The organism is Streptomyces sp. NPDC002467 (assembly GCF_042889825.1).
Taxonomy (GTDB): Bacteria; Actinomycetota; Actinomycetes; order Streptomycetales; family Streptomycetaceae; genus Streptomyces.
Genome location: NZ_JBIARJ010000010.1, coordinates 189,346 through 214,014, shown reverse-complemented (window position 1 = coordinate 214,014; position 24,669 = coordinate 189,346). Strand labels below are relative to the sequence as shown.

Genomic DNA, 24,669 nt, shown 5'->3' with positions numbered 1-24,669 from the left:
CGGCAGCTCATCCCGCGTCCGGACGCTCCGGACGAGGTCCCGGCAAGGGCCCCGGGAGGGTCTGCGTCAGTGGCCGGAGGGCGAGCATCCGTTCCACCAGGCGCAGGAACATCGAGGCGGCGCGCACCAGATCGTCCGCCTCGCGGGGGCTCGCCGCGCCCGCTATCCCCGCCTCGGCCCGGGCCCGGCGCGCCGCGCCGGAGGCGAAGAGCGCGCTCCACTCGGAGAGCTCCGGCGCCATCTCCGGGAGCACCTCCCACGCGCTGCGGATCCGGGGCCGCCGCCGCGGGTTGACCGGTTCCGGCCGCCCGCGCGCGGCGAGCACGGCCGCGGCGGTGCGCAGCGCGGCCAGGTGGGCGGTGGCGTACCGCTCGTTGGGCCGGGTCAGCCGCGCCGCTTCGGCCAGGCCGGCGCGCGCCTTTTCGAGCAGGTCGAGCGCGGACGGATCGGCCGTCGACTTGCGCGGGACGGGATGGACAGGGGACGGGGACGGTGTGGCCATGACGAACCTCCTGTCGATGCCTTGCACGTGTGTTGCTGCCTGCTCCCATCGTGACGGTCACCACTGACAATCGCGTTGACCTGCGGTTTTGCATCCGTCGACACGGCAACTGCCCCCTCCTGCGCGCGTGGTGCGGAAAGGGGTGCTAGTTTTTGAACTGACCGGTCAGTTCAAAAAGAAGGGGGGACGGCGTGGACAGCCCGCACGGCGCGGCCGTCAAAGCCGAGAACTTCGGACTCAAGGGCCCGCGAGGATGGGCCTTCCGGGGGATCGGCGTCGACGCGGCGCCCGGCTCGCTCATCGCGGTCGAAGGCCCCTCCGGCAGCGGCCGCACCTGCCTGCTCCTCGCCCTCACCGGACGGATGAAGGCCACCGAGGGCCACGCCGAGATCGGGGGCCACCGGCTGCCGAAGCGGATGACCGCGGTCCGCAAGACCGCCGCCCTCGGCCCGGTCACCGGGGTCAACGAGCTCGACCAGGCCCTCACCGTCGCCGAGCAACTGCGCGAGGGCGCCCTGCTCCAGCGCCGCTACGAGGGATCCGTCCGCGCACTGCTGCGCCCCCGCGACGAGCGCAGCGCCGCGACCGCGGGCCGCATCGACGCCGCGCTCGCCACCGCCGGACTGGACCTCGACACGCTGCCGAAGGGCGCGCGGACCTCCGTACGCGACCTGGAACGACTGGAGGCCGTACGGCTGTCCGTGGCCATCGCCCTGCTCGGCGAGCCGCGACTGCTGGCCCTGGACGACCTCGACCTGAAGCTCTCGGACGCCGAACGCGACGAGGCCTGGGCGATGCTCCGCCGGATCGCCGCCGCGGGCACCACCGTCCTCGCGGTGTGCAGCGAGGCCCCGGCCGACGCGATGGTCCTGCGGACCGGCGCCGGCCCGGGGGCCGCGACCACCAAGGCCGTCACCGCCGAGGTCGACGCCGAGGTCGACGCCGAGGTCGACGCCGAGACCGGCACCCAGACCGGCACCGACACCGACACCGACAACGAAGACACGAAGGGGGCGGACGATGCGCTCGCCGAAGCTGGCCGCGCTTGAGCTGAAGCGGTTCGGGCGGGGGAAGCTGCCCCGGGCCGCTCTCGTCGCGCTGCTCCTGCTGCCGCTGCTCTACGGAGCCCTGTACCTCTGGTCCTTCTGGGACCCGTACAGCCGCCTCGACAAGGTGCCCGTCGCCCTCGTCAACTCCGACAAGGGCGCCACCGTCGACGGCAAGCACATCGACGCCGGCGGCGAGATCACCAAGAAGCTCCACGACAGCAAGACCTTCGACTGGCGCGAGGTCAGCCCCGAGGAAGCCGCCAAGGGCCTGGAGAACGGGACGTACTACCTGTCCCTCACCATGCCCGCGGACTTCAGCCAGAGGATCGCCTCCAGCTCCGGTCAGGACCCCACCACCGGGGCCCTCCAGGTCCGCACCAACGACGCCAACAACTACATCGTCGGCTCGATCTCCCGGACGGTCTTCTCCGAGGTCCGCTCGGCGGCGTCCACCAACGCCTCCCGCGGCTTCCTCGACAAGATCTTCGTCTCCTTCTCCGACCTGCACGACAAGACCGCCCAGGCCGCCGACGGCGCCGACAAGCTCAAGGACGGCGCGGGCAAGGCCCAGGAAGGCGCCAAGGAGATCGCCGCCGGACTCGACACCGTCGAGGAGAAGAACGGCGAACTGACCGGCGGGCTGAAGAAGCTGGGCGAGGCCTCCGCCAAGCTGGCGAAGGGCACCAAGGACGTCGCAGCCGGCACCCAGCAGGTCGCGGACAAGGTCAACGGCACCGCCTCCCAGGTCCGCCCCTACCTCGACAACCCCAAGCAGCTCGCCGACGCGGCCCTGCTCGTCGCGGACACCGCAGGGGTCGTCAAGGACCACCTCGAAACCTTCGGCAAGAAGGCCCCCGCCGCGGCCAGGGTCAGCAAGCAGGCCGCCACCCTGGCCGCCGACACCTACGCCCGCACCTGCACCGGCGCGGCGCCGAAGCCGCTGCCCGCCACGTGCGCCGACATGAAGAAGCTGAAGGACGCCACCGCCGAGGCCGCCCGGCTCACCGGCGACGTCGACACCCTGGTCAAGGACTCGGGCGGAGACCTGGCGGCCCTGCGCAAGCAGCTCGCCGACCTGGAGAAGCAGGCCCGCAAGCTGGCCGACGGCGCCCCTGGCCTCGCCGGCAAGCTCGACCAGGCCGTCGCCGACGCCAAGGCCCTCAACGACGGCGCCCACAAGGTCGCCACCGGCATGGCCCAGCTCCACGAGGGCCTGGGCAAGGCCACCGACGGCTCCGCCGCCATCGGCGAGGGAGTCGGCAAGACCGGCGACGGCGCGCACAGCCTCAGCGGCGGCATGTACAAGCTCGTCGACGGCACCGGCGAACTCGCCGGCGGCCTCCACGAGGGCGTCGACAAGATCCCGAATTACGACGAGCAGCAGCGCGACGTCCGCACCGAGGTCATGGCCGACCCCGTCCGGCTCGCCAACCAGTCCCTGCACAAGGCGCCCAACTACGGCACCGGCTTCGCCCCCTACTTCATCCCGCTCTCGCTCTGGGTCGGCGCGATGGTCGCCTACATGCTGATCGCCCCGCTCAACAAGCGGGCCCTGGCCGCCGGCGCCTCGCCCTGGCGGATCGCCCTCGCCGGCTGGCTGCCCGTAGCGGGCCTCGGTGCGGCACAGGTGGGCGCGCTGATGTCCGTACTGCACTTCGGACTCGGCCTGGAGATGGCCCACCCGGCCCTCACCATCGGCTTCCTGATGCTGGTCACGGGCTGCTTCGCGGCGATCGTGCAGTGGCTCAACGCCAAGTTCGGGGCGGCCGGGCGGATCCTCGTCCTCGCCGTGCTGATGCTCCAGCTGACCTCGGCGGGCGGCACCTACCCGGTGCAGACCAGCCCCGGCTTCTTCAACGCGATCCACCCGTACCTGCCGATGTCGTACATCGTCGAGAGCCTGCGCCACCTGATCAGCGGTGGTCCGCTCACCGCGGTCTGGCAGGGCTGCGGGGTCCTGCTCGCCTTCACGGTGGGCGCCCTCGCGCTCACCGCGCTCGCCGCCCGCGGCAAGCAGGTGTGGACCATGGACCGGCTGCACCCGGAACTGAGCCTGTAGGGAGCGGTTGACCTGTGAGAATCAGCGCCATGGAAAGCAGCACCGGCAGCACCGGTACCAGCGCGGGCGGCCGACGGCAGGCCACGCGGCAGAAGCTCTACGAGGCGGCCGTGACGCTCATCGCGGAGCAGGGCTTCTCGGCGACCACGGTCGAGGAGATCGCCGAGCGGGCGGGCGTGGCGAAGGGCACCGTCTACTACAACTTCGCCAGCAAGAACGACCTCTTCGAGGAACTGCTGAGGCACGGAGTCGGACTGCTGACCGCGTCCCTGCGGGAAGCCGCCGAGACCACCGAGGCACGGGGCGGCACGAGGGTCGAGGCCCTCGACGGCATGATCCGGGCCGGTCTCGTCTTCATCGACCGCTACCCGGCCTTCACTCAGCTGTACGTCGCCGAGCTGTGGCGGACCAACCGGACCTGGCAGTCCACGCTGATGGTGGTCCGCCAGGAGGCGGTCGCCGTCGTGGAGAAGGTGCTGGCGGAGGGCGTCGAGCGGGGTGAGCTGAGCGCGGAGATCGACGTGCCGCTGACGGCGGCGGCACTGGTCGGGATGGTGCTGGTGGCGGCGCTGGACTGGCAGTCCTTCCAGCGCGAGCGGTCCCTGGACGACGTCCACTCGGCGCTGTCGCTGCTGCTGCGGGGTCGGGTCAGCGGCCACTGACCGTTCCTAGCCAGTGCGCAGGAGTGGGTCTTGGACCCACGTCCTGGTACTGAGCGCATCCCGAACGGTTTTGGATGCACTGGTCGCCCGCGTTCTTCGTCTTGTCCCCGTTCGGGCGCGTGCATCGTGTGCACGGTCCGTTGCGGGGTGGCGGGTTTCCTCGCGTCCTCGGGTACCGCTTCCGGCCTGGGCGGTCCGATGCCCGCGACGATCGCTCTGGTCGTCGTGGGGCGGTGCCGTCCGTCGCCGGATGGGGTGTCCGAGGGCGCGTCGCCCGATCGCGATACCGGCGGCATCGTGTCGGGACATCTTGCGTCGTGGGGTGGTCAGCGGCTTGCGCCAGTGCTGGTCACCCCACAGGGAGGTATAGGCGGGGTCGACCGCAATGATCGCGAGGCCGGCTGCAGCCGCCATGGAGACGAGTCGGGCCTTGAGCCTGCCGGTGGGGATACCGGAGATGAGCTGCCGGAACCGTTTCCTGCGGCCGTGTTTCTCGCGGGTCTTCTCTGCGGTGAAGTCGAGGTCTTCGATGGCGATCGCGGCGACGCCGGCCCGTTTGGCCCAGTGCAGTAGCCGGGTGATGGCGTGCCGGATCTGCGCGTCCCGGTGGTCCGCCATCCCGCTGAGGTCGTAGGGGAAGCGACGCGGTTCGCCGGTCGGGTTGCCGTGGGCGTCGAGCCGGTAGGCGGCGAAGTGGTCGGCGTTGGTGTCCACGCCGATCACGCCCTTGGCCCGTGCCGTCTCCAGCGGGACCGTCCGGACCACGGGGCGCTGCCAGGACGCTGTGAGGTACCAGCGCCCGCGCGGGGCGTCGTAGTGGATGCGGTAGGCGACGGCCCGGTTGCCGTCGATCCGGTCCCGCCACTCCTGGCCCCGGTGGGCGAAGGCGATGCGGGCGGTCAGCACGTACCGGCCGTGCTTCGCGTTCGCCAGGTGTGCCAGCGGCGCGGGCAGCTTGAGGGACACTTCGCCGTCCGAGGCGACACGGATGGTCTCGTTGCCGAAGCGTTTGCCGGACTCGCCGTCAGCGGCCGGGAACCAGCGCTCCGCCTCCCACCGATGCCGCCACTCGGCCTCGGTGAGATGCGCCGCTTCGAGGTGGTGCCGGTTGCCCAGGAGCTTCTTGCCGCCGCGCACGACGTGCACGACACCGTTCTCCCGGTCGGCCCGAGCCGTGTCGAGGCGGTGTTCCAGGGTGTGCAGGCGACGGGACTTGTGGAACCACTCCCCCTTGGACCGGTAGCCGCCGGGCGCCCGCTTGCTGCCTTTGCCTCCAAGAGGCTGGGACAGCCTGTGCGTCAGCATGCGGACACCGGCTTCGATGTTCTGGATGTACGCGAGCTGACAACGGCGGGACAGCGCCCACTGGTCGTGCGTGGCCTTGGTGATGCTGCCCGCCCAGCGGGACGACGATGCGGCGGTCAGACCCTGTTTGCGGGCCGCCCATCTTTGCGCGTCATGGTCGTTGCCATCGGCGCAACGGGCTGCCAGATCGAAGGACGCCAGGTGTCCAAGGTGTCCACCCACGAGCTGCAAGACCTTCTCGTCCTCGGGGGTGAGGTGCTTGAGGCGGTCGCGTATCGCCACGCCGGACGGGCCGGGGGCCACGAACGGCGCGTCGATGGTGCGCAGCTGCTTCTTCTTCGGCTGCTCAGTCATCGGCAGCCACCACTTCCCAGACGGTCTCCGTGCTCGACCACCGCAGTGGTCACCGCCAGGAACGTGCGTGGCCTTGATCGCTCCGCAGGCGCCCACGACGCGCCCTCACGGAACCGGCGATACGCGGTCTGCGAATGCACACCCTGCGCCTTCGCCCATTCCTTGAGGTTCATGCACCCGACCGTAACGACGGCCGCTCAAATGCACTATCACTCACATGAGCGAATCAAAGGTTCGGTCGCACCGGCGCTGACCCCCGGTCGGCGGTGTCCGCGCGGGGCGTGGAGCCCGTAGAACTGGTGGGGCCCCGCCGCGGCGACTGAGTATCCGTACCTAGACGCGGATATGAGTAGGCGCGCGGATGGGCCCCCACCTGCGCGGACGCCAGACTGGGGACCACGGACGGGAGACCCGGCCCGCACCGCCGACACGGGGCTGCGGAGCGGGGCGGGTGTCTCCCGGTCCGGATACGGGGGTGTGGGGCGCAAACGGCGGGGCTCGGGGGGATCGAGCCTCGCCGTTTCGCTTCCGCGGGGGTGCCGGTTCGGATGCCGGGTGCGGCGCCGCTGCCGGGGTTCCACCCCGGACCCCGCGCCTCAAACGCCGGCGAGGCTGGATTTGGCCGCTGCCGTCTGCCCTGTGCCGCTCGAAGATCGCCTCAAACACCGGCGGGCTGGATCTTCCAGCCCGCCGGTGTTTGAGGCGCGGGGTCCGCGGCGGAGCCCCGGGGAACGGTGGAAGGGCGGGGAGGGGCAGAGCCGCCCGCAGGGCCCGCCCGTCAGCCGCGGCCCCGGAGGGGAAGACGCAGGCGCACCGCCGCCAGGCGGGCCGACGTCGCCGTGGTCGCGGAGGACCAGCGGGCCGAGGCCGCCCAGGAGAGGCGGGCCGCCGAGCGCGGAAGCAGCAGCGCGCGCAGCCGCGACCGGCGGGTCACCGCCGACAGGAGGCCGGCGCGGGCCAGCAGGACGTCGGAGGCCAGATCGGGGTACGAGCCCTCCGCGCCGGGCGGCGCGTACAGGGAGCGTTCCACCGCGCCCGCCACCCGGTGCACGGCAGCCGCCGCGTCCGGCTCCAGCCGGCCCAGGTCCACCACGCGCGCCGCGGCCCGCCGCGGGGACAGCGCCCCGTCCGGCGGCACGCCCACGTCCCACGCCGCGTCACCCAGCTCCCGCCAGGCCGTCAGCACGTCACCCGAGCCCAGCCGGCGCGCCCGCAGCCTGCTCCGCCACAGCATCGGCAGCAGCGGGAGGCCCAGCACCGCCAGCGCGGCGCCCGCCCACAGCGCGACCGTCGTCGCCGACGGCCCGCCGCCGGCCGACGGGCGCTTGGCCGCCATGGCCGCACCGCACTCGCCGAGCTTCTTCATGTCCGGCGGGCAGTCGTCCGCCTGCGACGGGGCCGCGGAAGGCGCGGGCGTGCTCGCCGACGGCAGCGGCGCCGGCGCGGACGGCTGGGCCGGCTGCGCCTGCGGGCGGGAGTAGTCCGGAACCGTGATGCCCGACCGGGGCGTCGGCTCGAACCGGGTCCAGCCCACTCCCTCGAAGTACAGCTCGGGCCAGGCGTGCGCGTCCCGCATCGAGACGTTCACGCTGCCGTCCGCCTGCTTCTCGCCGGGCGTGAAGCCCACGGCCACCCGGGCCGGGATCCCCAGGGAGCGGGACATCGCCGCCATCGAGAACGCGAAGTGGACGCAGAAGCCCTCCTTCTGGGCGAGGAACTTCGCGACCGCCTCCGAACCCGTGCCCGAGGCGGTCTTCGTGTTGTAGCGGAAGCCGCCGTTCACCGCGAAGTAGTCCTGGAGCCTGACCGCCCGCGTGTAGTTGTCCTTCGCCCCCTGCGTCACCTGGCGGGCGGTCTCCGCGACCACCGGCGGCAGGTCGTCCGGCAGCTTGGTGTACTCGGCCAGGACGGCCGTGTCCGGTGCCGGGGCCTTGGAGAGCTGCTGGGCCGTCGGCTTCAGCAGCAGGCTCCGTACGGTGTACTGCGCGCCCTGGACGTTCTGGAACTTGTCCTTCGCCAGCTGGTCGCCGACCAGGGTCCGGCCCTCCGGCTCGAACCGCCACTTCCCGCCGATGTCCACCTGCGTCGCCGGATACGGCATCGGCAGGTAGCGCTGGGTGTAGCTGTCCGCCGCCGAGACGCTCGTCCGCACCTCGGTCGCGCCCGCCCGGACCGCCGCGCTGAGCCCGGCGGGCGTCGGCAGCTGCTCGGGTACGTCGGTCAACGCCCGCCCGGAGGCCTCCCACTTGACCCCGTTGAACTCGTCGAGGGCCAGGATCCGCAGGTACTGGTCGCTCTGCTGGGGGCTGTCGGTGCGGTACTTCAGCACCACCCGGTTGTCCTGCGCGTTCAGGCTGCTCTGCAGGGACACCAGCGGGTTGACGGCCGAGATCGTCCCGCCGGCACCGCTGCCGCCGCCGTCCTCGCCCCGCGCGCCCAGCAGCCCGCCGCCGAGCGCGGGCAGCGCCGCCGGAACCGCCAACGCGACTCCGAGCGCCACCGCGCCGATCCGCCGCCCGGTCCGCACCGGGGCCGTCGCGTGTCCGCCCGCACCGCCGCCCAGGCCGGTGGAGGCCGAGACCCGGTCCCGGGGGGCCGCGCCGAAGACCCTGCCCCACTGGGCGAGTCGGTCGCGGCCCTCGGCGAGCAGCATCAACAGGTAGCCGCAGCCCGCCAGGAGGAAGGAGAACCAGGAGGCCTTGCCGCCGCCCGACAGGCCCGCGGCCACCGAGTACAGCGCGAGCAGCGGCAGTCCGGCCGCCGCCGCGGTCCGCGCGGTGACCGCGAGCGTGTCGACGAGCAGCCCGATCAGCAGCACCCCGGACAGCAGGAGCAGCCGGATGCCGTCCGTCATCGGGGCGGGTATGGCGAACTCGTTCACGTCCTGCGCGCCTTGCGCGTACAGCGCCCCGAAGTCCGTGACGAGGTAGGCGAACGGCCCCTGGCCGGTCGACTCGCCCTTGCCCAGGAACACGAACATGAGCACCAGCAGTGACACCAGGGCCTGCGCGGCCACGGTCAGCGACCGGGCCAGCGGCACCCGCCGCGCCCCGGCCCCCACCCCGCTCTGCACGGCCAGCAGCAGCACCGCCTGGAGCAGCCAGGCCGACGACTGCACCAGCGGGGTCAGTGACCACGAGGTGAGCAGTGTCGCCAGTGCCGCGAACAGCGTCAGTCTCGCGCGCCCGCTCATCCGCGTCCTCCGGAGGTTCCCGTGCCGAGGGGAGCGGCCCCGGCGTGCCGCCACAGCTCGCCGAAGGCCGCCCCGGGCGGGACGGCCACCGCCGTCCAGCCCGCGTCGCGCAGCCTGCGCAGCCGCTCCGCCGGCGAGGGCAGGTCCTGCGCGAGCGCGGGTTCGCCGGCCCAGGCCGCCGAGTCCAGTACGAAGGCCACCGCGGCCCCCGCACGCTGGCGCATCTTGGCCGCCAGTTCGGTCTGTACGTCGTCCAGGTCCCCGAAGAAGGCGACGAGGAGGCCGTCGCCGCCGAACCCGCCGCCCTGGGCGGCGCCGCGCAGCGCGTCGTGGGCACGGGAGATCCCCGCGCCGTCGGAGTGCCCGATCACCGCGAGGGTGTCCATCATCAACCCGGCCGCCTCCGCGGACTCGTGGCCGCCGGAGGAGAAGCCGCCGGCGCCCTCGCCGGGCACCGAGGTCCCGGTGTCCGTGAGCAGTCGCACCGAGAAGCCCTGCTCGAGCAGGTGCACCAGCGTGGAGGCGGCCGCGGACACGGCCCATTCGAAGGCGGAGTCGGGGCCCGCGCCCTCGAAGGCGATGTCGCGGGTGTCCAGCAGGACGGTGGCCCGGCTGCGCTGGGGCTGCTCCTCGCGGCGCACCATCAGCTCGCCGTAGCGGGCGGTGGAGCGCCAGTGGACCCGGCGCAGGTCGTCGCCGCGTCGGTAGGTGCGCGGGATGACGTCGTCGTCGCCGGCCAGGGCCAGCGAGCGGCGGCCGCCGTCGCCGTAGCCGGAGGAGTCGCCCGCCAGCCGGACCGGCGGCAGGGGCTCGGTTCGCGGGATGACGGTGAGCGTGTCGTACGTGCTGAAGGAGCGGGTCAGCTCGACCAGCCCGAAGGGATCGGTCAGGCGCAGCTGGAGCGGGCCCAGCGGGTAGCGGCCGCGCAGGTCGGAGCGGACCCGGTAGGACACCTCGCGGCGCCCGCCGGGCTCCACCCGGTCCAGGACGAACCGCGGGCGCGGGCCCAGTACGTAGGGCACCCGGTCCTGCAGCATCAGCAGTCCGGTGGGCATGCGCGAGACGTTGTCCATGCGCAGCTGCACCCGGGCCTCGGTGCCCGCGGGCACCCGCCCGGGGCTCAGCCGTCGGCTGCCGGACACCCGGTGGCGGGTGCGGTGCAGGGCGAGGACGCAGATCAGCGGCAGGGCGACGAGCAGCAGGCCGACCCGCAGCAGTTCGCTCTGGCCCAGTACGTAGGCGCACGCGGCGGCGGCGATCCCGGCGGCCAGGAACGAACGGCCGCGGGTGGTCAGGCCGGACAGCGACGCGCGCAGCCCGCCGCCGCTGTCCTCGCCACCGGCGCCGCGCGGGGCACCGGCGCTCATCAGAAGCCCCGGAGGCCGGCGCCGGGCGGCATCTCGCCGCCGTGGTGTGCGGCCGGTACGGGGGTGCGCTGCACGATGTCGGCGACGACCTGCTCGGCGGTGCGCCGGTTCAGCTGGGCCTGAGCGGTGGGCAGCAGGCGGTGCGCGAGGACCGGGGCGGCGAGCGCCTGGACGTCGTCGGGCAGGACGTAGTCCCGGCCGGAGAGCGCGGCGGAGGCCTTCACGGCGCGCAGCAGGTGCAGGGTGGCGCGGGGCGAGGCGCCCAGGCGCAGGTCGGGGTGGGTGCGGGTGGCGGAGACCAGGTCGACGACGTACCGCTTGACGGGCTCGGCGACGTACACCTCGCGGACGGCCTCGATGAGCTTGACGATGTCGTGGGCGTGCGCGACGGCCGTGAGGTCGTCGAGCGGGGAGAGCCCGCCGTGCACGTCGAGCATCTGCAGCTCGGCGTCGGGGCCGGGGTAGCCGACGGAGACGCGGGCCATGAAGCGGTCGCGCTGGGCCTCGGGGAGGGGGTAGGTGCCCTCCATCTCGACCGGGTTCTGGGTGGCGACGACCATGAAGGGGCTCGGCAGCGTGTAGGTGGTGCCGTCGATGGTGACCTGGCGCTCCTCCATCGACTCCAGCAGCGCGGACTGGGTCTTGGGGGAGGCGCGGTTGATCTCGTCGCCGATGACGATCTGCGCGAAGATCGCGCCGGGCTTGAACTCGAACTCGCGGCGCTGCTGGTCGTAGATGCTGACGCCGGTGATGTCGGAGGGCAGCAGGTCCGGCGTGAACTGGATGCGCTGCACCGAGCAGTCGATGGACTTGGCGAGCGTCTTGGCGAGCATCGTCTTGCCGACGCCGGGGACGTCCTCGATCAGCAGGTGCCCCTCGGCGAGGAGCACGGTCAGCGCGAGGCGGACGACCTCGGGCTTGCCCTCGATCACGCTCTCGACCGAGTGGCGCACCCGCTCCGCCGTGCTCGTCAGATCCGCGAGGCTCGCTCGGTCGTCATACGTCGTCACCTTGGTACTCCTCGGCCCAAAATCCAGGGCCGACGCCCTTGGCGCATGACCGGCCCACCCCAAAACGCGGACACCGGCCCGGGGGGTCCCGGGTGGCGTCTCCCCGCATTGTTGACGGCGTTACGGCCTTGTGTCACTCAAGAGCTGGGATCGATCTCCCGCAGGAGTCCGGTGTGCACGTCGAAGACGAAGCCTCGCACATCGTCGCGGTGGGGCAGGAAAGGGTTCGTGCGGACGCGCTGCATGGACTGGCGAACGTCCTGGTCCACATCCCGGAAGGCCTCCACGGCCCAGGAGGGACGCTGGCCGACCTCGTCCTCCAGCTCGTGCCGGAAGTCCTCGGTCAGACGTTCGAGACCGCATCCGGTGTGGTGGATGAGTATGACCGAGCGGGTGCCCAGGGCGCGCTGGCTGATGGTGAGGGAGCGGATGGTGTCGTCGGTGACCACGCCGCCCGCGTTGCGGATCGTGTGACAGTCGCCGAGCTCCAGGCCGAGGGCCTTGTGCAGGTCGAGTCGGGCGTCCATGCAGGCGACGACCGCCACCTGGAGCACGGGGCGCGCGTCCATTCCCGGATCGGTGAACTCGGCCGAGTAGGCACGGTTCGCCTCGACCAGTCGGTCGGTGACGGTGCCTCCGACGGGGGCCTTGTGTGCGGACTCGGCGGGCACGGATGCGGAAGTCGTCATGGATACGACGTTAGTGGTCACAGCTGGTCCGGGCACCGGGTGAGGACGGACAAAGAAGGTCAACCGGTTTTGTTGTGAGCTAATCCACAGGGGTGGCAGGAGGGGGCCGTACGGGTGATTCGGGGCATTCGCGGGTTCCGTACGAGAGGGGCGCACCGCACGCGGGGCGGTTCGTTGACCGCGGCGACCGTTGCACTAAAGTGACGCGAACCGGCCGGAGCCCGGCCCTCACCGGCCGCCCGGCCCCCTGGTAACACTCCGCGTGCGCGGCGCGGCGTATGCCTGCCGCGCCGTTATCTGAGAGGGCGCTTTGACCAGCGAGTCCCGACATGTCCCGGTAATGCTCCAGCGGTGCCTGGACCTGTTGGCCCCGGCGCTGCAGAAGCCGGGGGCCGTCGTCGTCGACTGCACCCTCGGCCTCGGCGGCCACAGCGAGGCCCTGCTGACCCGGTTCCCCGAGGCGCACCTGATCGGCCTCGACCGCGACAAGGAGGCCCTGCGGCTCTCCGGGGAACGCCTCGCGCCCTTCGGCGACCGGGCCACCCTCGTCCACGCGATCTACGCCGACCTGGCCGAGGTCCTCGACGGACTGGGCATCCCCGCGGTCCAGGGCATCCTCTTCGACCTCGGCGTCTCCTCCATGCAACTCGACGAGGCCGACCGCGGCTTCGCCTACGCGCAGGACGCCCCGCTCGACATGCGCATGGACCAGACGACGGGCATCAGCGCCGCCGAGGTGCTCAACACCTACGCGGCGGGCGAGCTCGTACGGATCCTGCGCCAGTACGGCGAGGAGAAGCAGGCCAAGCGGATCGTGTCGGCGATCGTCCGGGAACGCGAGAAGGAGCCCTTCTCGAACAGCGCCCGGCTCGTGGAGCTGATCCGCGACTCGCTGCCCCAGGCGGCCAAGCGGACCGGCGGCAACCCCGCCAAGCGGACCTTCCAGGCCCTGCGCATCGAGGTCAACGGAGAGCTGTCCGGGCTGGAGAAGGCCATCCCGGCGGCGGTGGACCGGATCGCGGTCGGCGGCCGGATCGCCGTCCTCTCGTACCACTCGCTGGAGGACCGCCTGGTGAAGCAGGTCTTCGCGGCGGGTGCCACCTCCACGGCCCCGCCCGGGCTGCCGGTCGTACCGGAGAAGTACCAGCCGAAGCTGAAGCTGCTGACGCGCGGGGCGGAACTGCCGACGGAGGAGGAGGTCGCCGAGAACCGGCGGGCCGCGCCGGCGAGGTTCCGCGGAGTGGAGCGCATCCGGGAGGCGCGACTGTGACGAAAGCCGGCGGGGCCGGTGCCAAGGCCGGAGCCGCGGCCGGGCCGGGGAAGTTCGCGACGCTGACGCGCAAGGCGCTCGGCGGACGGCCGGTCCGCGCCGCCGGGCCCGCGCGGACTGTCCGACCCGCCCGGTCGGGAGGGCAGGCGGCGCGGACGCCGTTCGTGCTGCTCGTCGTGGCCCTGCTCGCGGGCGGCCTCATCAGCCTGCTGCTGCTGAACTCGGCGCTGAACGAGGGCTCCTTCCAGCTGTCGAAGCTGAAGAAGGAGACCACCACCCTCACGGACGAGGAGCAGGCGCTCCAGCGGGACGTGGACGGGTACTCGGCGCCGGACGCCCTGCAGCGGCGGGCGCAGGAGTTGGGCCTGGTCCCGGGCGGCAGCCCGGTCTTCATCGGCGCGGACGGCAAGGTGGCGGGGACCGCCGCCGAGGCGGAGCCCCCGCCGGCCCCGTCGCCGCCGCCGTCCGCCGCCGCCGCGTCGGCCCCGGGCCCGGCCGCCCCGGCGAGTCCGTCCCAGGCCCAGCCGACTCCCGGCGGTGGCCCGCAGCCCAGCCAGACTCCTGGAAGGTGACGTCGTGACGCGGATCCCTGCGGGGCCTTGCCCCACCCCGCCCTTCCTCCCCCAGCTACCGCTGGGAGGTGCCCCCGGTTCCCCGGACTCCGCCCGGACCCGCCCCCCGGGCTCCGCCCCGGACCCTCGGTCCTCGAACTTCCCGAGCCACCGCTGGGAGGTGCGCCCCGGACGGGCTGAAATCGCCTCCGGCGGCGCCTCAAACGCCGGCGGGGCTGGAATCGCCCCCGGCGGGGCGGGATTCGCGCTGCGGGTGGACCGGCCGCGCCTGGCGGACGGCAGTGGCCCGAAGTCAGCCCCTCCGGCGTTTGAGGAGCGGGGTCTGGGGCGGAGCCCCAGGAGGCCGGGCGCGGCCCTGCCCGCAGCGGTGGCCCGGTGAGCCCGCAGGACCCGCGGCGGCGGGTGCCGCGGCCCGGGCGGCCGAGGCCGGGGGACCGGGACCGGGCGCGGCCCACCGCACGGCCCGCGACCCGCCGCCCCGCCGCGCAGCGCAAGCCGCACACCATCCGGCTCGGCAGCCCCCGCCCCCGGCTGCGGCTCGTCGGCGTCGGGTTGACGCTGGTCATGGTCGCCTTCGTCGTCCGCCTGCTCCAGGTGCAGGCCGTCGACGCCTCCGCCTTCTCCGCCGAGGCCTCCAAGAACCGCTACACCAGCGTCAAGCTGGCCGCCGAACGCGGCGAGATCACCGACCGCAAGGGCGTGGCCCTGGCCACCAGCGTCGACGCGTACGACATCACCGCCGACCCGAAGATGTTCACCGCTCAGGAGAGCAAGGCCCCGGACGCCCCCGAGCAGGCCGCCGCCCTCCTCGGGCCCATCCTCGGCGCGGACGCCAAGGCGCTCACCGCCAAGCTGAAGACCAAGAACTCCCGCTACGTCGTGCTGGCCCACCGCCAGACCCCCCAGGTCTGGAACCAGATCAAGGACCTCAAGCGGGTCTTCGCCGACAAGGCCGCGGCCGACAAGAAGAACAACGGCCCCGGCGCCAACGTCCTGGCGGGCGTGTTCAAGGAGGACAGCAGCAAGCGCGTGTACCCGAACGGCGACCTCGCCGCCGGGATACTGGGTTACGTCAACGCCGACGGCAAGGGCGCGGGCGGGCTGGAGTCCTCCCTCGACAAGAAGCTGTCCGGCAAGGACGGTGAGATCACCTACGCCCAGTCCGGCGGCCGCAAGGTCCCCACGGCCGGTTCCAGCGAGAAGCCCGCCGTGCCCGGCGAGGACGTCGAGCTGACCATCGACCGCGACATCCAGTGGGCCGCGCAGAGCGCCATCGCCGAGCAGGTCGAGAAGTCCGGCGCCGACCGCGGCTACGTCGTCGTACAGGACACCCGCACCGGCGAGGTGCTGGCCATGGCCAACGCCCCCGGCTTCGACCCCAACGACCTGACCCGGGCCCGCTCCACCGCCATGGGCAACGCCGCCCTCCAGGACGTGTACGAGCCCGGCTCCACCGCCAAGGTGATGTCGATGGCCGCCGTACTGGAGGAGAAGAAGGCCACGCCCGAGACGCCCGTCGAGGTGCCCAACCGGCTGCACCGCGGCGACCGGCTCTTCAAGGACGACATCGACCACCCGACCTGGTACCTGACCCTCAACGGGGTCCTCGCCAAGTCCTCCAACATCGGGACGATCCTGGCCACCGGCCAGCTCGGCCCCACCCAGCCCGAGGCCAACAGGGTCCTGTACTCGTACCTGTCCAAGTTCGGCATCGGCAGGCCCACCGGCCTGAACTACCCCGGCGAGTCCCGGGGCATCCTCGCCAAGCCCGAGGACTGGTCCACCTCCCAGCAGTACACGATTCCTTTCGGCCAGGGCCTGTCCCTCAACGCCATGCAGGCGGCCTCCGTGTACTCGACCATCGCCAACGGCGGCCTCCGCATCGAGCCGACGCTCGTGCGCGGCACCAAGGGCCCCGACGGCCGCTTCACGCCCGCCCCGGCACCCGAGCAGAACCAGGTCATCAGCAAGGAGACCGCCAAGACCCTGGCCGAAATGCTCGAATCGGTGGTAGACGACCAGGAGGGCACCGGGACCAAGGCGAAGATCCCCGGCTACCGGGTCGGCGGCAAGACGGGCACCTCCAACCGGGTGGATCCGGCCACCGGCCGCTACAAGGGCTACACCGCCTCGTTCGCCGGGTTCGCCCCGGCCGACAAACCCCGCATCACCGTGTACTGCGCCATCCAGAACCCCACCAAGGGCAGCTACTTCGGCGGCCAGATCTGTGGCCCCATCTACAAGAAGGTCATGGAGTTCGCCCTCAAGACCCTCCAGGTCGCCCCCACCGGATCCGCCCCCGCCGGACTTCCGGTCACCTACGAACCCGGCCGGCAGCCCGCTGCGCAGCCGGCTCGGTGACCGGCCGTACCGGCCCGAAAAGCGCGAGGCACCACCAGTGACAACGATCACCCCGAAACCGGGGAACCAGTCGGCCGACGGCTCCGAGCCCGGGCCCTCACTTCGCGGGCGGCCCGCCGCGCCCGGTACGCTCACCGCCGTGCCCCACGCTGATCAGCCCAGAACGACCCAGAAGGACGCCCCGGCAGTGCCGCCGGGAGCGCCGCGGCCCGAGTCCGTCCGCCAGACCGCCCTCGGCGAGCTGGCAGCCCTGCTGGGGCTGCCCGAACCGGACGCCGCGGCGATCACCGGCATCACGCACGACTCCCGTGCCGTCCGCCCGGGCGACCTGTACGCGGCCCTCGCCGGAGCCAGGACGCACGGCGCCGACTTCGCCGCCCAGGCCGCCGGTCTCGGCGCGGCCGCCGTGCTGACCGACCCCGCGGGGGAGGAGCGCGCCGCCGCCACCGGACTGCCCGTCCTGACCGTCGACGACCCGCGCGGCCGGATGGGCGAGCTCGCCGCCGCCATCTACGGCGGGCCCGGTGAGGACCTGCTCCAGATCGGGATCACCGGCACCTCGGGCAAGACCACCACGGCGTACCTCGTCGAAGGCGGCCTGCGCGCCGCGGGCCGCCGCACGGGGCTCGTCGGCACCGTCGAGATGCGCATCGGCGACGAACGCATCAAGTCCGAGCGGACCACCCCCGAGGCCACCGACCTCCAGGCCCTCTTCGCGGTCATGCGCGAACGCGGCGTCGAGGCCGTCGCCATGGAGGTCTCCAGCCACGCCCTGGTGCTCGGCCGGGTCGACGGCTGCGTCTTCGACGTGGCCGTCTTCAACAACCTGAGCCCGGAACACATGGAGTTCCACACCGACATGGACGACTACTTCCAGGCGAAGGCGGGGCTCTTCACCCCCCGCCGCTCCCGCCTGGGCGTGGTCAACCTCGACGACGAGTACGGCCGCCGCCTCACCAAGGAGGCCACCGTCCCGGTCGTCACCTTCTCCGCGGTCGGCGACCCGGCCGCCGACTGGCGCGCCGAGGACGTGGTCTTCGGGCCGGCGAGCTCCACGCTGACCCTGCTGGGCCCCGAAGGACAGCGCGTACGGGCCACCGCGCCGCTGCCCGGCCCGTTCAACGTCGCCAACACCGTCGCCGCGATCGTCACGCTCGCCGCCGCAGGCATCGACCCGCAGACCGCCGCCGACGGCGTCGCCGCGGTCCCCGGGGTCCCCGGCCGGCTGGAGCGGGTCGACGCGGGACAGCCGTACCTGGCCGTCGTCGACTACGCCCACAAGACGGACGCCGTCGAGTCGGTGCTGCGCGCGCTGCGCGAGGTCACCACCGGCAAGCTGCACATCGTGCTCGGCTGCGGCGGAGACCGCGACACCACCAAGCGCGGCCCCATGGGCGCCGCGGCCGCCCGGTACGCCGACGTGGCCGTCCTGACCTCCGACAACCCGCGCTCCGAGGACCCCCTCAAGATCCTCGCCGCCATGTTCGAGGGCGCCGTGTCCGTACCGGCCGCCGAGCGGGGCACCGTCCTCGTCGACGCCGACCGGGCCGCGGCCATCGCCGCCGCCGTCGCGCGCGCCGAGCCCGGTGACACCGTGCTCGTGGCCGGCAAGGGCCACGAACAGGGCCAGGACACCGCGGGCGTCGTACGCCCCTTCGACGACCGCGAGGTGCTCCGCGCGGCCATCGAGACCCAGCAGAGCAGCGCCCGACAGGCCGAGGTGAACCAGTGATCGCCCTTTCCCTCGCCGAGATCGCCGACATCACCGGCGGGCGGCCCCACGACATACCGGATCCGTCGGTGCGGATCAGCGGGCCCGTGGTCATCGACTCCCGTCAGGTGGAGGCCGGCAGCCTGTTCGCCGCCTTCGAGGGCGAGCACGTCGACGGCCACGACTACGCCGGGCGCGCGGTCGCCGCCGGAGCCGCGGCCGTCCTCGCGGCCCGGCCGGTCGGCGTGCCCGCCGTCGTCGTCCCCGACGTGGAGAAGGCGCTCGGCGCCCTCGCCCGCGCCGTCGTCGAGCGGCTCGGCACCGACGTGGTGGCCCTGACCGGTTCCGCCGGCAAGACCTCCACCAAGGACCTCATCGCCCAGGTGCTCCAGACCCACGCGCCCACGGTGTGGACACCCGGCTCCCTCAACAACGAGATCGGCCTGCCGCTCACCGCGCTCAAGGCCACCCCCGAAACCCGCCACCTGGTACTGGAGATGGGGGCCCGCGGGATCGGCCACATCGCCTACCTCACCGGCCTGACCCCGCCGCGGATCGGCCTCGTCCTCAACGTCGGCACCGCCCACATCGGCGAGTTCGGCGGCCGCGAGCAGATCGCACAGGCCAAGGGAGAGCTGGTCGAGGCCCTGCCGGCCGAGGCCGAGGGCGGCATCGCCGTCCTCAACGCCGACGACCCGCTGGTGCGCGCGATGGCCACCCGCACCAAGGCCCGTACGGTCCTCTTCGGCGAGGCCGAGGACGCGGAAGTCCGGGCCACCGAGGTCCGGATGACACCCTCGGGCCAACCCTCCTTCACACTCCACACACCGACCGGGTGCAGCGATGTGACCTTGCGGCTGTACGGTGAGCACCACGTGTCGAACGCGCTCGCCGCGGCCGCCGTAGCCCATGTACTGGGAATGTCCGTCGAGGAGATCGCCACCGCGCTCTCCGGGGCGGGCACGCTGTCACGGTGGCGGATGGAGGTCACCGAGCGGGCGGACGGTGTGACGATCGTCAACGACGCCTACAACGCGAATCCCGAGTCCATGCGGGCCGCACTGCGCGCACTTGTCGCGATGGGCGGCCCGGCCAGGGCGAACGGGGGGCGCACGTGGGCGGTGCTCGGTCCCATGGCCGAACTCGGTGACGAATCGCTCGCCGAACACGACGCGGTGGGACGGCTCGCCGTCCGGCTCAACGTGAGCAAGCTCGTCGCAGTCGGGGGCAGGGAAGCGTCCTGGCTGCAACTGGGCGCATATAACGAGGGTTCGTGGGGTGAGGAGTCGGTGGTCGTGTCCGACGCGCAGGCGGCGGTCGACCTGTTGCGCAGTGAACTGCGCCCGGGTGACGTCGTGCTGGTGAAGGCTTCCAGGTCGGTCGGTCTGGAGCGGGTGGCGCTGGCGCTGCTCGAGGGCGAGGTCGCCGGCCGATGAGGCAGATCCTGTTCGCCGGTGTCATCGGCATGTTCCTCACGGTCATCGGCACCCCGCTGCTCATCAAGCTGCTGGCCCGCAAGGGCTACGGCCAGTTCATCCGCGACGACGGCCCCCGCGGCCACGCCGGCAAGAAGGGCACGCCCACCATGGGCGGCATCTCCTTCATCCTGGCCACGATCGTCGCGTACGTCCTGACGAAGGTCATCACGGGCAGTGAACCGACCTTCTCGGGCCTGCTCGTCCTGTTCCTGATGGCGGGCATGGGCCTGGTCGGCTACCTCGACGACTACATCAAGATCGTCAAGCGCCGCTCGCTCGGTCTGCGCGCCAAGGCGAAGATGTCCGGCCAGCTGATCGTCGGCATCGCCTTCGCGGTGCTCGCACTCCAGTTCAAGGACTCGCGCGGGCTCACCCCGGCCTCCACCAAGCTGTCGTTCGTCACGGACTTCGGCTGGTCGATCGGCCCGGTGCTGTTCGTGGTCTGGGCGCTGTTCATGATCCTGGCGATGTCCAACGGCGTGAACCTGACCGACGGCCTCGACGGCCTGGCCACCGGCGCCGCGGTGATGGTCTTCGGCGCGTACACCTTCATCGGTGTGTGGCAGTTCCAGGAGTCCTGCGCCAACGCGGCCACGCTGACCAACCCCAACGCCTGCTTCGAGGTGCGCGACCCCCTCGACCTGGCGGTCGTCGCGTCGGCCCTCATGGGCGCCTGCTTCGGCTTCCTGTGGTGGAACACCTCGCCCGCCAAGATCTTCATGGGCGACACCGGTTCGCTGGCGCTCGGCGGCGCGCTGGCCGGCCTCGCGATCTGCTCCCGCACGGAGTTCCTGATCGCCCTGCTCGGCGGCCTCTTCGTCCTCATCACCATGTCGGTCGTCATCCAGGTCGGCTCCTTCAAGCTGACCGGCAAGCGCGTCTTCCGGATGGCACCGCTGCAGCACCACTTCGAACTCAAGGGCTGGTCCGAAGTCCTCGTCGTCGTGCGGTTCTGGATCATCCAGGGCATGTGCGTGATCGTGGGCCTCGGCCTCTTCTACGCGGGATGGGCAGCCGACAAGTGAGCACCACCGACCTGGCCGACGTGCTCGGCCCCGATGCCCTGGGCCGGTTCGGTCTGCCAGGCCGGATCACCGTGGCGGGTCTCGGCATCAGCGGCATCAGTGCCGCCCGCGCCCTGGCCCGCCTCGGCGCCGCCGTGACCGTCGTCGACAACGGCGACGGCGACGCGCACCGAGCGAAGGCCGCCGACCTCGCGGAACTGGGCATCGAGGTCCGTCTCGGTCGCCTGGACGACGGCGCCAAGGCCGGCGAGACCCTCCCCGAGGGCACGGAGCTCGTGGTGACCTCGCCCGGCTGGAAGCCGGACAGCCCGCTCTTCCTGGAGGCCGGCAAGGCCGGCGTGGACGTCGTCGGCGACGTCGAGATCGCCTGGCGCCTGCGCGAAGCGGGCGTCGCGCTCCGCGCCGCCGGCGCCGAGGCACCCGCGAGCGGCGCGGCCGAGTGGCTCGCCATCACCGGGACCAACGGCAAGACCACCACCACGCAGATGCTGGCGTCGATCCTGAAGGCCGCCGGGCTCCGCACCGCGGCCGTCGGCAACATCGGCACCCCCATCGTCGACGTGGTCCTCGGCGAGCAGGAGTACGACGTACTCGCCGTCGAGCTCTCCAGCTACCAGCTGCACTGGGCGCCCTCGCTGCGCGTCCACTCCGCGGCCGTGCTCAACCTGGCCCCGGACCACCTCGACTGGCACGGCTCGATGGAGGCGTACGCCGCCGACAAGGGCCGTATCTACGAGGGCAACACGGTGGCATGCGTCTACAACGTGGCGGACAAGGCCACCGAGGACCTGGTCGTCGAAGCCGACGTCGAAGAGGGCTGCCGGGCCATCGGCTTCACCCTCGGCGCCCCCGGCCCCTCCATGCTCGGCGTCGTCGACGGCATCCTCGTCGACCGCGCCTTCGTCGAGAACCGGCAGAAGAACGCCCAGGAACTCGCCCACGTCGAGGACGTCAACCCGCCCGCCCCGCACAACATCGCCAACGCGCTCGCCGCCGCGGCCCTGGCCCGCGCCTTCGGCGTGGAGCCGCGCGCGGTCCGCGACGGGCTGCGCGACTTCCGCCCGGACGCCCACCGCGTCGCGTACGTGGACGAGGTCGACGGGGTCACCTACATCGACGACTCCAAGGCCACCAACACGCACGCCACCGAGGCCTCCCTCGCCTCGTTCGAGCCGGTCGTCTGGATCGCCGGCGGCCTCGCCAAGGGCGCCACCTTCGACGAGCTCGTCCGGAAGGCGGCGAAGCGGCTGCGCGCCGCCGTGCTGATGGGCGCCGACCGGGCGCTGATCGCCGAGGCGTTGGCGCGACACGCGCCCGAGGTCCCGGTCGTCGACCTCGACCGGACCGACACTGGGGCGATGCTCGCAGCGGTCCGCGAAGCGGCCCGGCTCGCCGAGCGCGGCGACACGGTCCTGCTGGCGCCCGGTTGCGCCTCGATGGACATGTTCGCGAACTACAACGAGCGTGGGGACGCGTTCGCCGACGCGGTGCGCGAACTGGCCGCCGAGAGCGCCGCGAACACGGCCTAGGCCGGGGGCTCCGGGAGCGGTTCCCTCCGGCCGGCGGCTCGCTTCGTACGAGTGGAGGGGAAGATCACAGATGCCGGCCAAGCAGATGCTGCCGGGGCGGCGGCCTTCCGCCGTGAGGGCGCAGGGCCGCAAGCGCCCGGCGGCGGGCCCGAAGCGGCCCGCGGGGCGCGGGCCGTTGGCCGGGATCCGGCGTACGCGGCGGAAGTTGCGGAAGGCCTGGGACCGGCCACTCACGGCGTATTACCTGATTTTCGGCAGCTCGCTGCTCATCACCGTGCTCGGCCTGGTGATGGTCTACTCGGCCTCCATGATCAAGGCGCTCCAGCTCGGCCTGGGCGACGCCTACTTCTTCAAGAAGCAGTTCCTCGCCGCCCTCATCGGCACGGGGCTGATGCTCGTCGCCTCCCGGATGCCCGTCAAACTCCACCGGGCGCTGTCCTATCCGGTGCTCGCGGGCACGCTCTTCCTGATGGTCCTCGTCCAGATCCCCGGGATAGGGGTGTCCATCAACGGCAACCAGAATTGGATCTCCCTTGGTGGTCCGTTCATGTTGCAGCCCAGTGAGTTCGGCAAGCTCGCACTGATCCTGTGGGGCGCCGACCTGTTGGCGCGCAAGGGCGACAAGGGGCTGCTCAGCCAGTGGAAGCACCTGCTGGTGCCGCTGGTCCCGGTGGCCTTCCTGCTGCTCGGGCTGATCATGCTGGGCGGCGACATGGGCACCGCGATGATCCTCGGCGCGATCCTCTTCGGCCTGCTGTGGCTGGCGGGGGCCCCGACGCGGATGTTCGTGGGCGTGCTCGTCTTCGCTGGTGCGATCGTCGCACTGCTCATCAGGACGAGCCCCCACCGGATGGACCGGCTGGAGTGCATCGGCGCGACGGACCCGGGCAAGAACGACCTCTGCTGGCAGGCGGTCCACGGAATCTACGCCCTCGCATCCGGCGGCTGGTTTGGTTCCGGGCTGGGTGCCAGTGTGGAAAAATGGGGCCAACTACCCGAAGCCCACACCGACTTCATCTTCGCCATCACAGGGGAGGAACTGGGTCTGGCGGGGACGCTGTCGGTGCTCGCCCTGTTCGCGGCTCTAGGCTATGCGGGTATCCGCGTGGCCGGACGCACGGAGGACTCCTTCGTACGGTTTGCCGCGGGAGGCGTGACCACCTGGATCACGGCCCAGGCCGTGATCAACATCGGTGCGGTGCTCGGCCTGCTGCCGATCGCCGGTGTCCCGCTCCCGCTGTTCTCCTACGGAGGGTCGGCCCTGCTGCCGACCATGTTCGCGGTCGGACTGCTCATCGCCTTCGCGCGGGAGGAGCCGGCGGCGCGCGCGGCCCTGGCGATGCGACAGCCGAAGACGGGCTGGTGGCGGACCGGGGTGAGATGGAAGTCGATGAGACGGCGCGTCAAGAAGCGTCCGTCCGGAGAGCGGTGAATTTCGGTGCATGTCGTACTCGCCGGTGGGGGGACCGCCGGCCACATCGAGCCGGCGCTCGCCCTCGCGGACGCCCTGCGCAGGCAGGACCCTTCAGTGGGCATCACCGCCCTCGGCACCGAGCGCGGACTCGAAACCCGCCTGGTGCCGGAACGCGGCTACGAGCTGGGCCTGATCCCCGCCGTACCGCTGCCCCGCAAGCCCACCCCCGAGCTCATCACCGTCCCCGGACGGCTGCGCGGCACCATCAAGGCCGCGGAGGAGATCCTGATCCGCACCAAGGCCGACTGCGTCGTCGGCTTCGGCGGCTACGTGGCCCTGCCCGGCTATCTGGCGGCGAAGCGGCTCGGGGTGCCGATCATCGTCCACGAGGCCAACGCCCGGCCCGGACTGGCCAACAAGATCGGCTCCCGGTACGCGCACGCCGTCGCGGTCTCGACCCCCGACAGCAAGCTGCGCGGCGCCCGCTACGTGGGCATCCCGCTGCGCCGCTCCATCTCCACCCTCGACCGGGCCGCCGTACGCCCCGAGGCGCGCGCCGCCTTCGGCCTGGACCCCAACCTGCCGACGCTGCTGGTCTCCGGCGGTTCGCAGGGCGCCCGCCGCCTCAACGAGACGATCCAGCAGGTCGCCCCGAACCTCCAGCGCTCCGGGATCCAGATCCTGCACGCCGTCGGGCCGAAGAACGAACTGCCGCGTGTCGACAACATGCCCGGGATGCCGCCCTACGTGCCGGTACCGTACGTGGACCGGATGGACCTCGCGTACGCCGCCGCGGACATGATGCTGTGCCGCGCGGGCGCGATGACCGTCGCCGAACTCTCCGCCGTCGGGCTGCCCGCCGCCTACGTCCCGTTGCCGATCGGCAACGGCGAACAGCGGCTCAACGCCCAGCCGGTGGTCAAGGCCGGCGGCGGCCTGCTCGTGGACGACGCGGAGCTGACGCCCGAGTGGGTGCTCGGCCAGGTCCTCCCGGTGCTTGCCGACCCGCACCGCCTGTACGAGATGTCACGCGCCGCAGGCGAGTTCGGCCGCAGGGACGCCGACGAGCTGCTGGTCGGGATGGTGTACGAGGCGATCGCGGCGCACAGCAGCCGCTGA

General features: G+C 72.2%; 19 protein-coding genes. 12 read left to right on the top strand and 7 right to left on the bottom strand.

The features are described from left to right. Positions 1-7 precede the first annotated feature (7 nt). Positions 8-502 carry an SAV_6107 family HEPN domain-containing protein gene (locus tag ACFYYJ_RS22175; protein WP_385364163.1) on the bottom strand — a complete coding sequence of 165 codons (495 nt, stop codon included), beginning with the start codon at positions 500-502 and terminating at the stop codon, positions 8-10. Between the two features lie 191 nt (positions 503-693). On the opposite strand from ACFYYJ_RS22175, the gene ACFYYJ_RS22170 reads away from it, so the two are divergent. From ACFYYJ_RS22170 to ACFYYJ_RS22160, 3 genes are read left to right on the top strand one after another with little or no spacing between them, the layout of a single operon-like run. Then, entirely contained in the window at positions 694-1,551 is an 858-nt protein-coding gene (locus tag ACFYYJ_RS22170) for an ATP-binding cassette domain-containing protein (protein WP_389134744.1), read from the top strand. Further along, the gene (locus tag ACFYYJ_RS22165; protein ID WP_389134741.1) at positions 1,523-3,610 is read left to right on the top strand and encodes a YhgE/Pip family protein; all 2,088 of its coding nucleotides are present in this window, start codon (positions 1,523-1,525) and stop codon (positions 3,608-3,610) included. The genes ACFYYJ_RS22170 and ACFYYJ_RS22165 overlap by 29 nt, the downstream gene beginning before the upstream one ends. A gap of 14 nt (positions 3,611-3,624) precedes the next feature. Next, positions 3,625-4,272: a TetR/AcrR family transcriptional regulator gene (locus ACFYYJ_RS22160; RefSeq protein ID WP_385130624.1), complete on the top strand. Its 648-nt coding sequence runs from the start codon at positions 3,625-3,627 to the stop codon at positions 4,270-4,272. A 6-nt stretch (positions 4,273-4,278) separates the two neighbouring features. On the opposite strand, the gene ACFYYJ_RS22155 is transcribed toward ACFYYJ_RS22160, so the two are convergent. The 6 genes from ACFYYJ_RS22155 to ACFYYJ_RS22130 all read right to left on the bottom strand — a co-directional run bounded on the left by ACFYYJ_RS22155 (position 4,279) and on the right by ACFYYJ_RS22130 (position 12,253). Further along, entirely contained in the window at positions 4,279-5,931 is a 1,653-nt protein-coding gene (locus tag ACFYYJ_RS22155) for an IS200/IS605 family accessory protein TnpB-related protein (protein ID WP_389134738.1), read from the bottom strand. Continuing rightward, positions 5,928-6,104 carry a hypothetical protein gene (locus tag ACFYYJ_RS22150; protein ID WP_389134736.1) on the bottom strand — a complete coding sequence of 59 codons (177 nt, stop codon included), beginning with the start codon at positions 6,102-6,104 and terminating at the stop codon, positions 5,928-5,930. The genes ACFYYJ_RS22155 and ACFYYJ_RS22150 overlap by 4 nt, the downstream gene beginning before the upstream one ends. Before the next feature lie 605 nt (positions 6,105-6,709). Next, on the bottom strand, positions 6,710-9,124 hold the full coding sequence (locus ACFYYJ_RS22145; RefSeq protein WP_389134733.1) for a transglutaminaseTgpA domain-containing protein: 2,415 nt from the start codon (positions 9,122-9,124) through the stop codon (positions 6,710-6,712). Beyond that, a complete protein-coding gene (locus tag ACFYYJ_RS22140) occupies positions 9,121-10,491 on the bottom strand; it encodes a DUF58 domain-containing protein (protein WP_389134730.1) in 1,371 nt (456 codons plus the stop codon). Before ACFYYJ_RS22140 ends, ACFYYJ_RS22145 begins: the two co-directional genes overlap by 4 nt. After that, positions 10,491-11,501, bottom strand: coding sequence for an AAA family ATPase (locus ACFYYJ_RS22135; RefSeq protein WP_385134048.1), 1,011 nt, complete (start codon positions 11,499-11,501; stop codon positions 10,491-10,493). Before ACFYYJ_RS22135 ends, ACFYYJ_RS22140 begins: the two co-directional genes overlap by 1 nt. A 137-nt stretch (positions 11,502-11,638) precedes the next feature. Then, the gene (locus ACFYYJ_RS22130; protein ID WP_385134051.1) at positions 11,639-12,253 is read right to left on the bottom strand and encodes a beta-class carbonic anhydrase; all 615 of its coding nucleotides are present in this window, start codon (positions 12,251-12,253) and stop codon (positions 11,639-11,641) included. Between the two features lie 247 nt (positions 12,254-12,500). Here ACFYYJ_RS22130 and rsmH point away from each other — a divergent pair, with 247 nt between their 5' ends. From rsmH to murG, 9 genes are all read left to right on the top strand, one after another. Further along, positions 12,501-13,460 carry a 16S rRNA (cytosine(1402)-N(4))-methyltransferase RsmH gene (gene rsmH, locus ACFYYJ_RS22125; RefSeq protein WP_385134054.1) on the top strand — a complete coding sequence of 320 codons (960 nt, stop codon included), beginning with the start codon at positions 12,501-12,503 and terminating at the stop codon, positions 13,458-13,460. Continuing rightward, positions 13,457-14,032: a hypothetical protein gene (locus ACFYYJ_RS22120; protein ID WP_389134726.1), complete on the top strand. Its 576-nt coding sequence runs from the start codon at positions 13,457-13,459 to the stop codon at positions 14,030-14,032. The genes rsmH and ACFYYJ_RS22120 overlap by 4 nt, the downstream gene beginning before the upstream one ends. 375 nt (positions 14,033-14,407) lie before the next feature. Beyond that, positions 14,408-16,393 (top strand): peptidoglycan D,D-transpeptidase FtsI family protein, encoded by a 1,986-nt coding sequence (locus ACFYYJ_RS22115; RefSeq protein WP_385363996.1) that lies wholly within the window; start codon positions 14,408-14,410, stop codon positions 16,391-16,393. A 37-nt stretch (positions 16,394-16,430) separates the two neighbouring features. After that, positions 16,431-18,125: a UDP-N-acetylmuramoyl-L-alanyl-D-glutamate--2,6-diaminopimelate ligase gene (locus ACFYYJ_RS22110; RefSeq protein ID WP_389134722.1), complete on the top strand. Its 1,695-nt coding sequence runs from the start codon at positions 16,431-16,433 to the stop codon at positions 18,123-18,125. Further along, positions 18,122-19,540, top strand: coding sequence for a UDP-N-acetylmuramoyl-tripeptide--D-alanyl-D-alanine ligase (gene murF / locus ACFYYJ_RS22105; protein WP_389134719.1), 1,419 nt, complete (start codon positions 18,122-18,124; stop codon positions 19,538-19,540). Before ACFYYJ_RS22110 ends, murF begins: the two co-directional genes overlap by 4 nt. Continuing rightward, entirely contained in the window at positions 19,537-20,607 is a 1,071-nt protein-coding gene (gene mraY, locus ACFYYJ_RS22100) for a phospho-N-acetylmuramoyl-pentapeptide-transferase (RefSeq protein WP_376660688.1), read from the top strand. Before murF ends, mraY begins: the two co-directional genes overlap by 4 nt. Then, positions 20,589-22,136, top strand: a complete 1,548-nt coding sequence (murD, locus tag ACFYYJ_RS22095; protein ID WP_385133264.1) for a UDP-N-acetylmuramoyl-L-alanine--D-glutamate ligase — start codon at positions 20,589-20,591, stop codon at positions 22,134-22,136. Before mraY ends, murD begins: the two co-directional genes overlap by 19 nt. 70 nt (positions 22,137-22,206) lie before the next feature. Continuing rightward, the gene (ftsW, locus tag ACFYYJ_RS22090; protein ID WP_389134716.1) at positions 22,207-23,568 is read left to right on the top strand and encodes a putative lipid II flippase FtsW; all 1,362 of its coding nucleotides are present in this window, start codon (positions 22,207-22,209) and stop codon (positions 23,566-23,568) included. A 6-nt stretch (positions 23,569-23,574) separates the two neighbouring features. Beyond that, positions 23,575-24,669: an undecaprenyldiphospho-muramoylpentapeptide beta-N-acetylglucosaminyltransferase gene (gene murG / locus ACFYYJ_RS22085; protein WP_385133261.1), complete on the top strand. Its 1,095-nt coding sequence runs from the start codon at positions 23,575-23,577 to the stop codon at positions 24,667-24,669.

What these genes read in the sequence shown, in the direction of transcription:
- ACFYYJ_RS22150 (WP_389134736.1), bottom strand. Translation starts at nt 6,104, where the DNA reads ATGAACCTCAAGGAATGGGCGAAGGCGCAGGGTGTGCATTCGCAGACC.
- ftsW (WP_389134716.1), top strand. Translation starts at nt 22,207, where the DNA reads ATGCCGGCCAAGCAGATGCTGCCGGGGCGGCGGCCTTCCGCCGTGAGG.
- mraY (WP_376660688.1), top strand. Translation starts at nt 19,537, where the DNA reads ATGAGGCAGATCCTGTTCGCCGGTGTCATCGGCATGTTCCTCACGGTC.
- ACFYYJ_RS22155 (WP_389134738.1), bottom strand. Translation starts at nt 5,931, where the DNA reads ATGACTGAGCAGCCGAAGAAGAAGCAGCTGCGCACCATCGACGCGCCG.
- ACFYYJ_RS22175 (WP_385364163.1), bottom strand. Translation starts at nt 502, where the DNA reads ATGGCCACACCGTCCCCGTCCCCTGTCCATCCCGTCCCGCGCAAGTCG.
- ACFYYJ_RS22165 (WP_389134741.1), top strand. Translation starts at nt 1,523, where the DNA reads ATGCGCTCGCCGAAGCTGGCCGCGCTTGAGCTGAAGCGGTTCGGGCGG.
- murD (WP_385133264.1), top strand. Translation starts at nt 20,589, where the DNA reads ATGGGCAGCCGACAAGTGAGCACCACCGACCTGGCCGACGTGCTCGGC.
- ACFYYJ_RS22140 (WP_389134730.1), bottom strand. Translation starts at nt 10,491, where the DNA reads ATGAGCGCCGGTGCCCCGCGCGGCGCCGGTGGCGAGGACAGCGGCGGC.
- ACFYYJ_RS22145 (WP_389134733.1), bottom strand. Translation starts at nt 9,124, where the DNA reads ATGAGCGGGCGCGCGAGACTGACGCTGTTCGCGGCACTGGCGACACTG.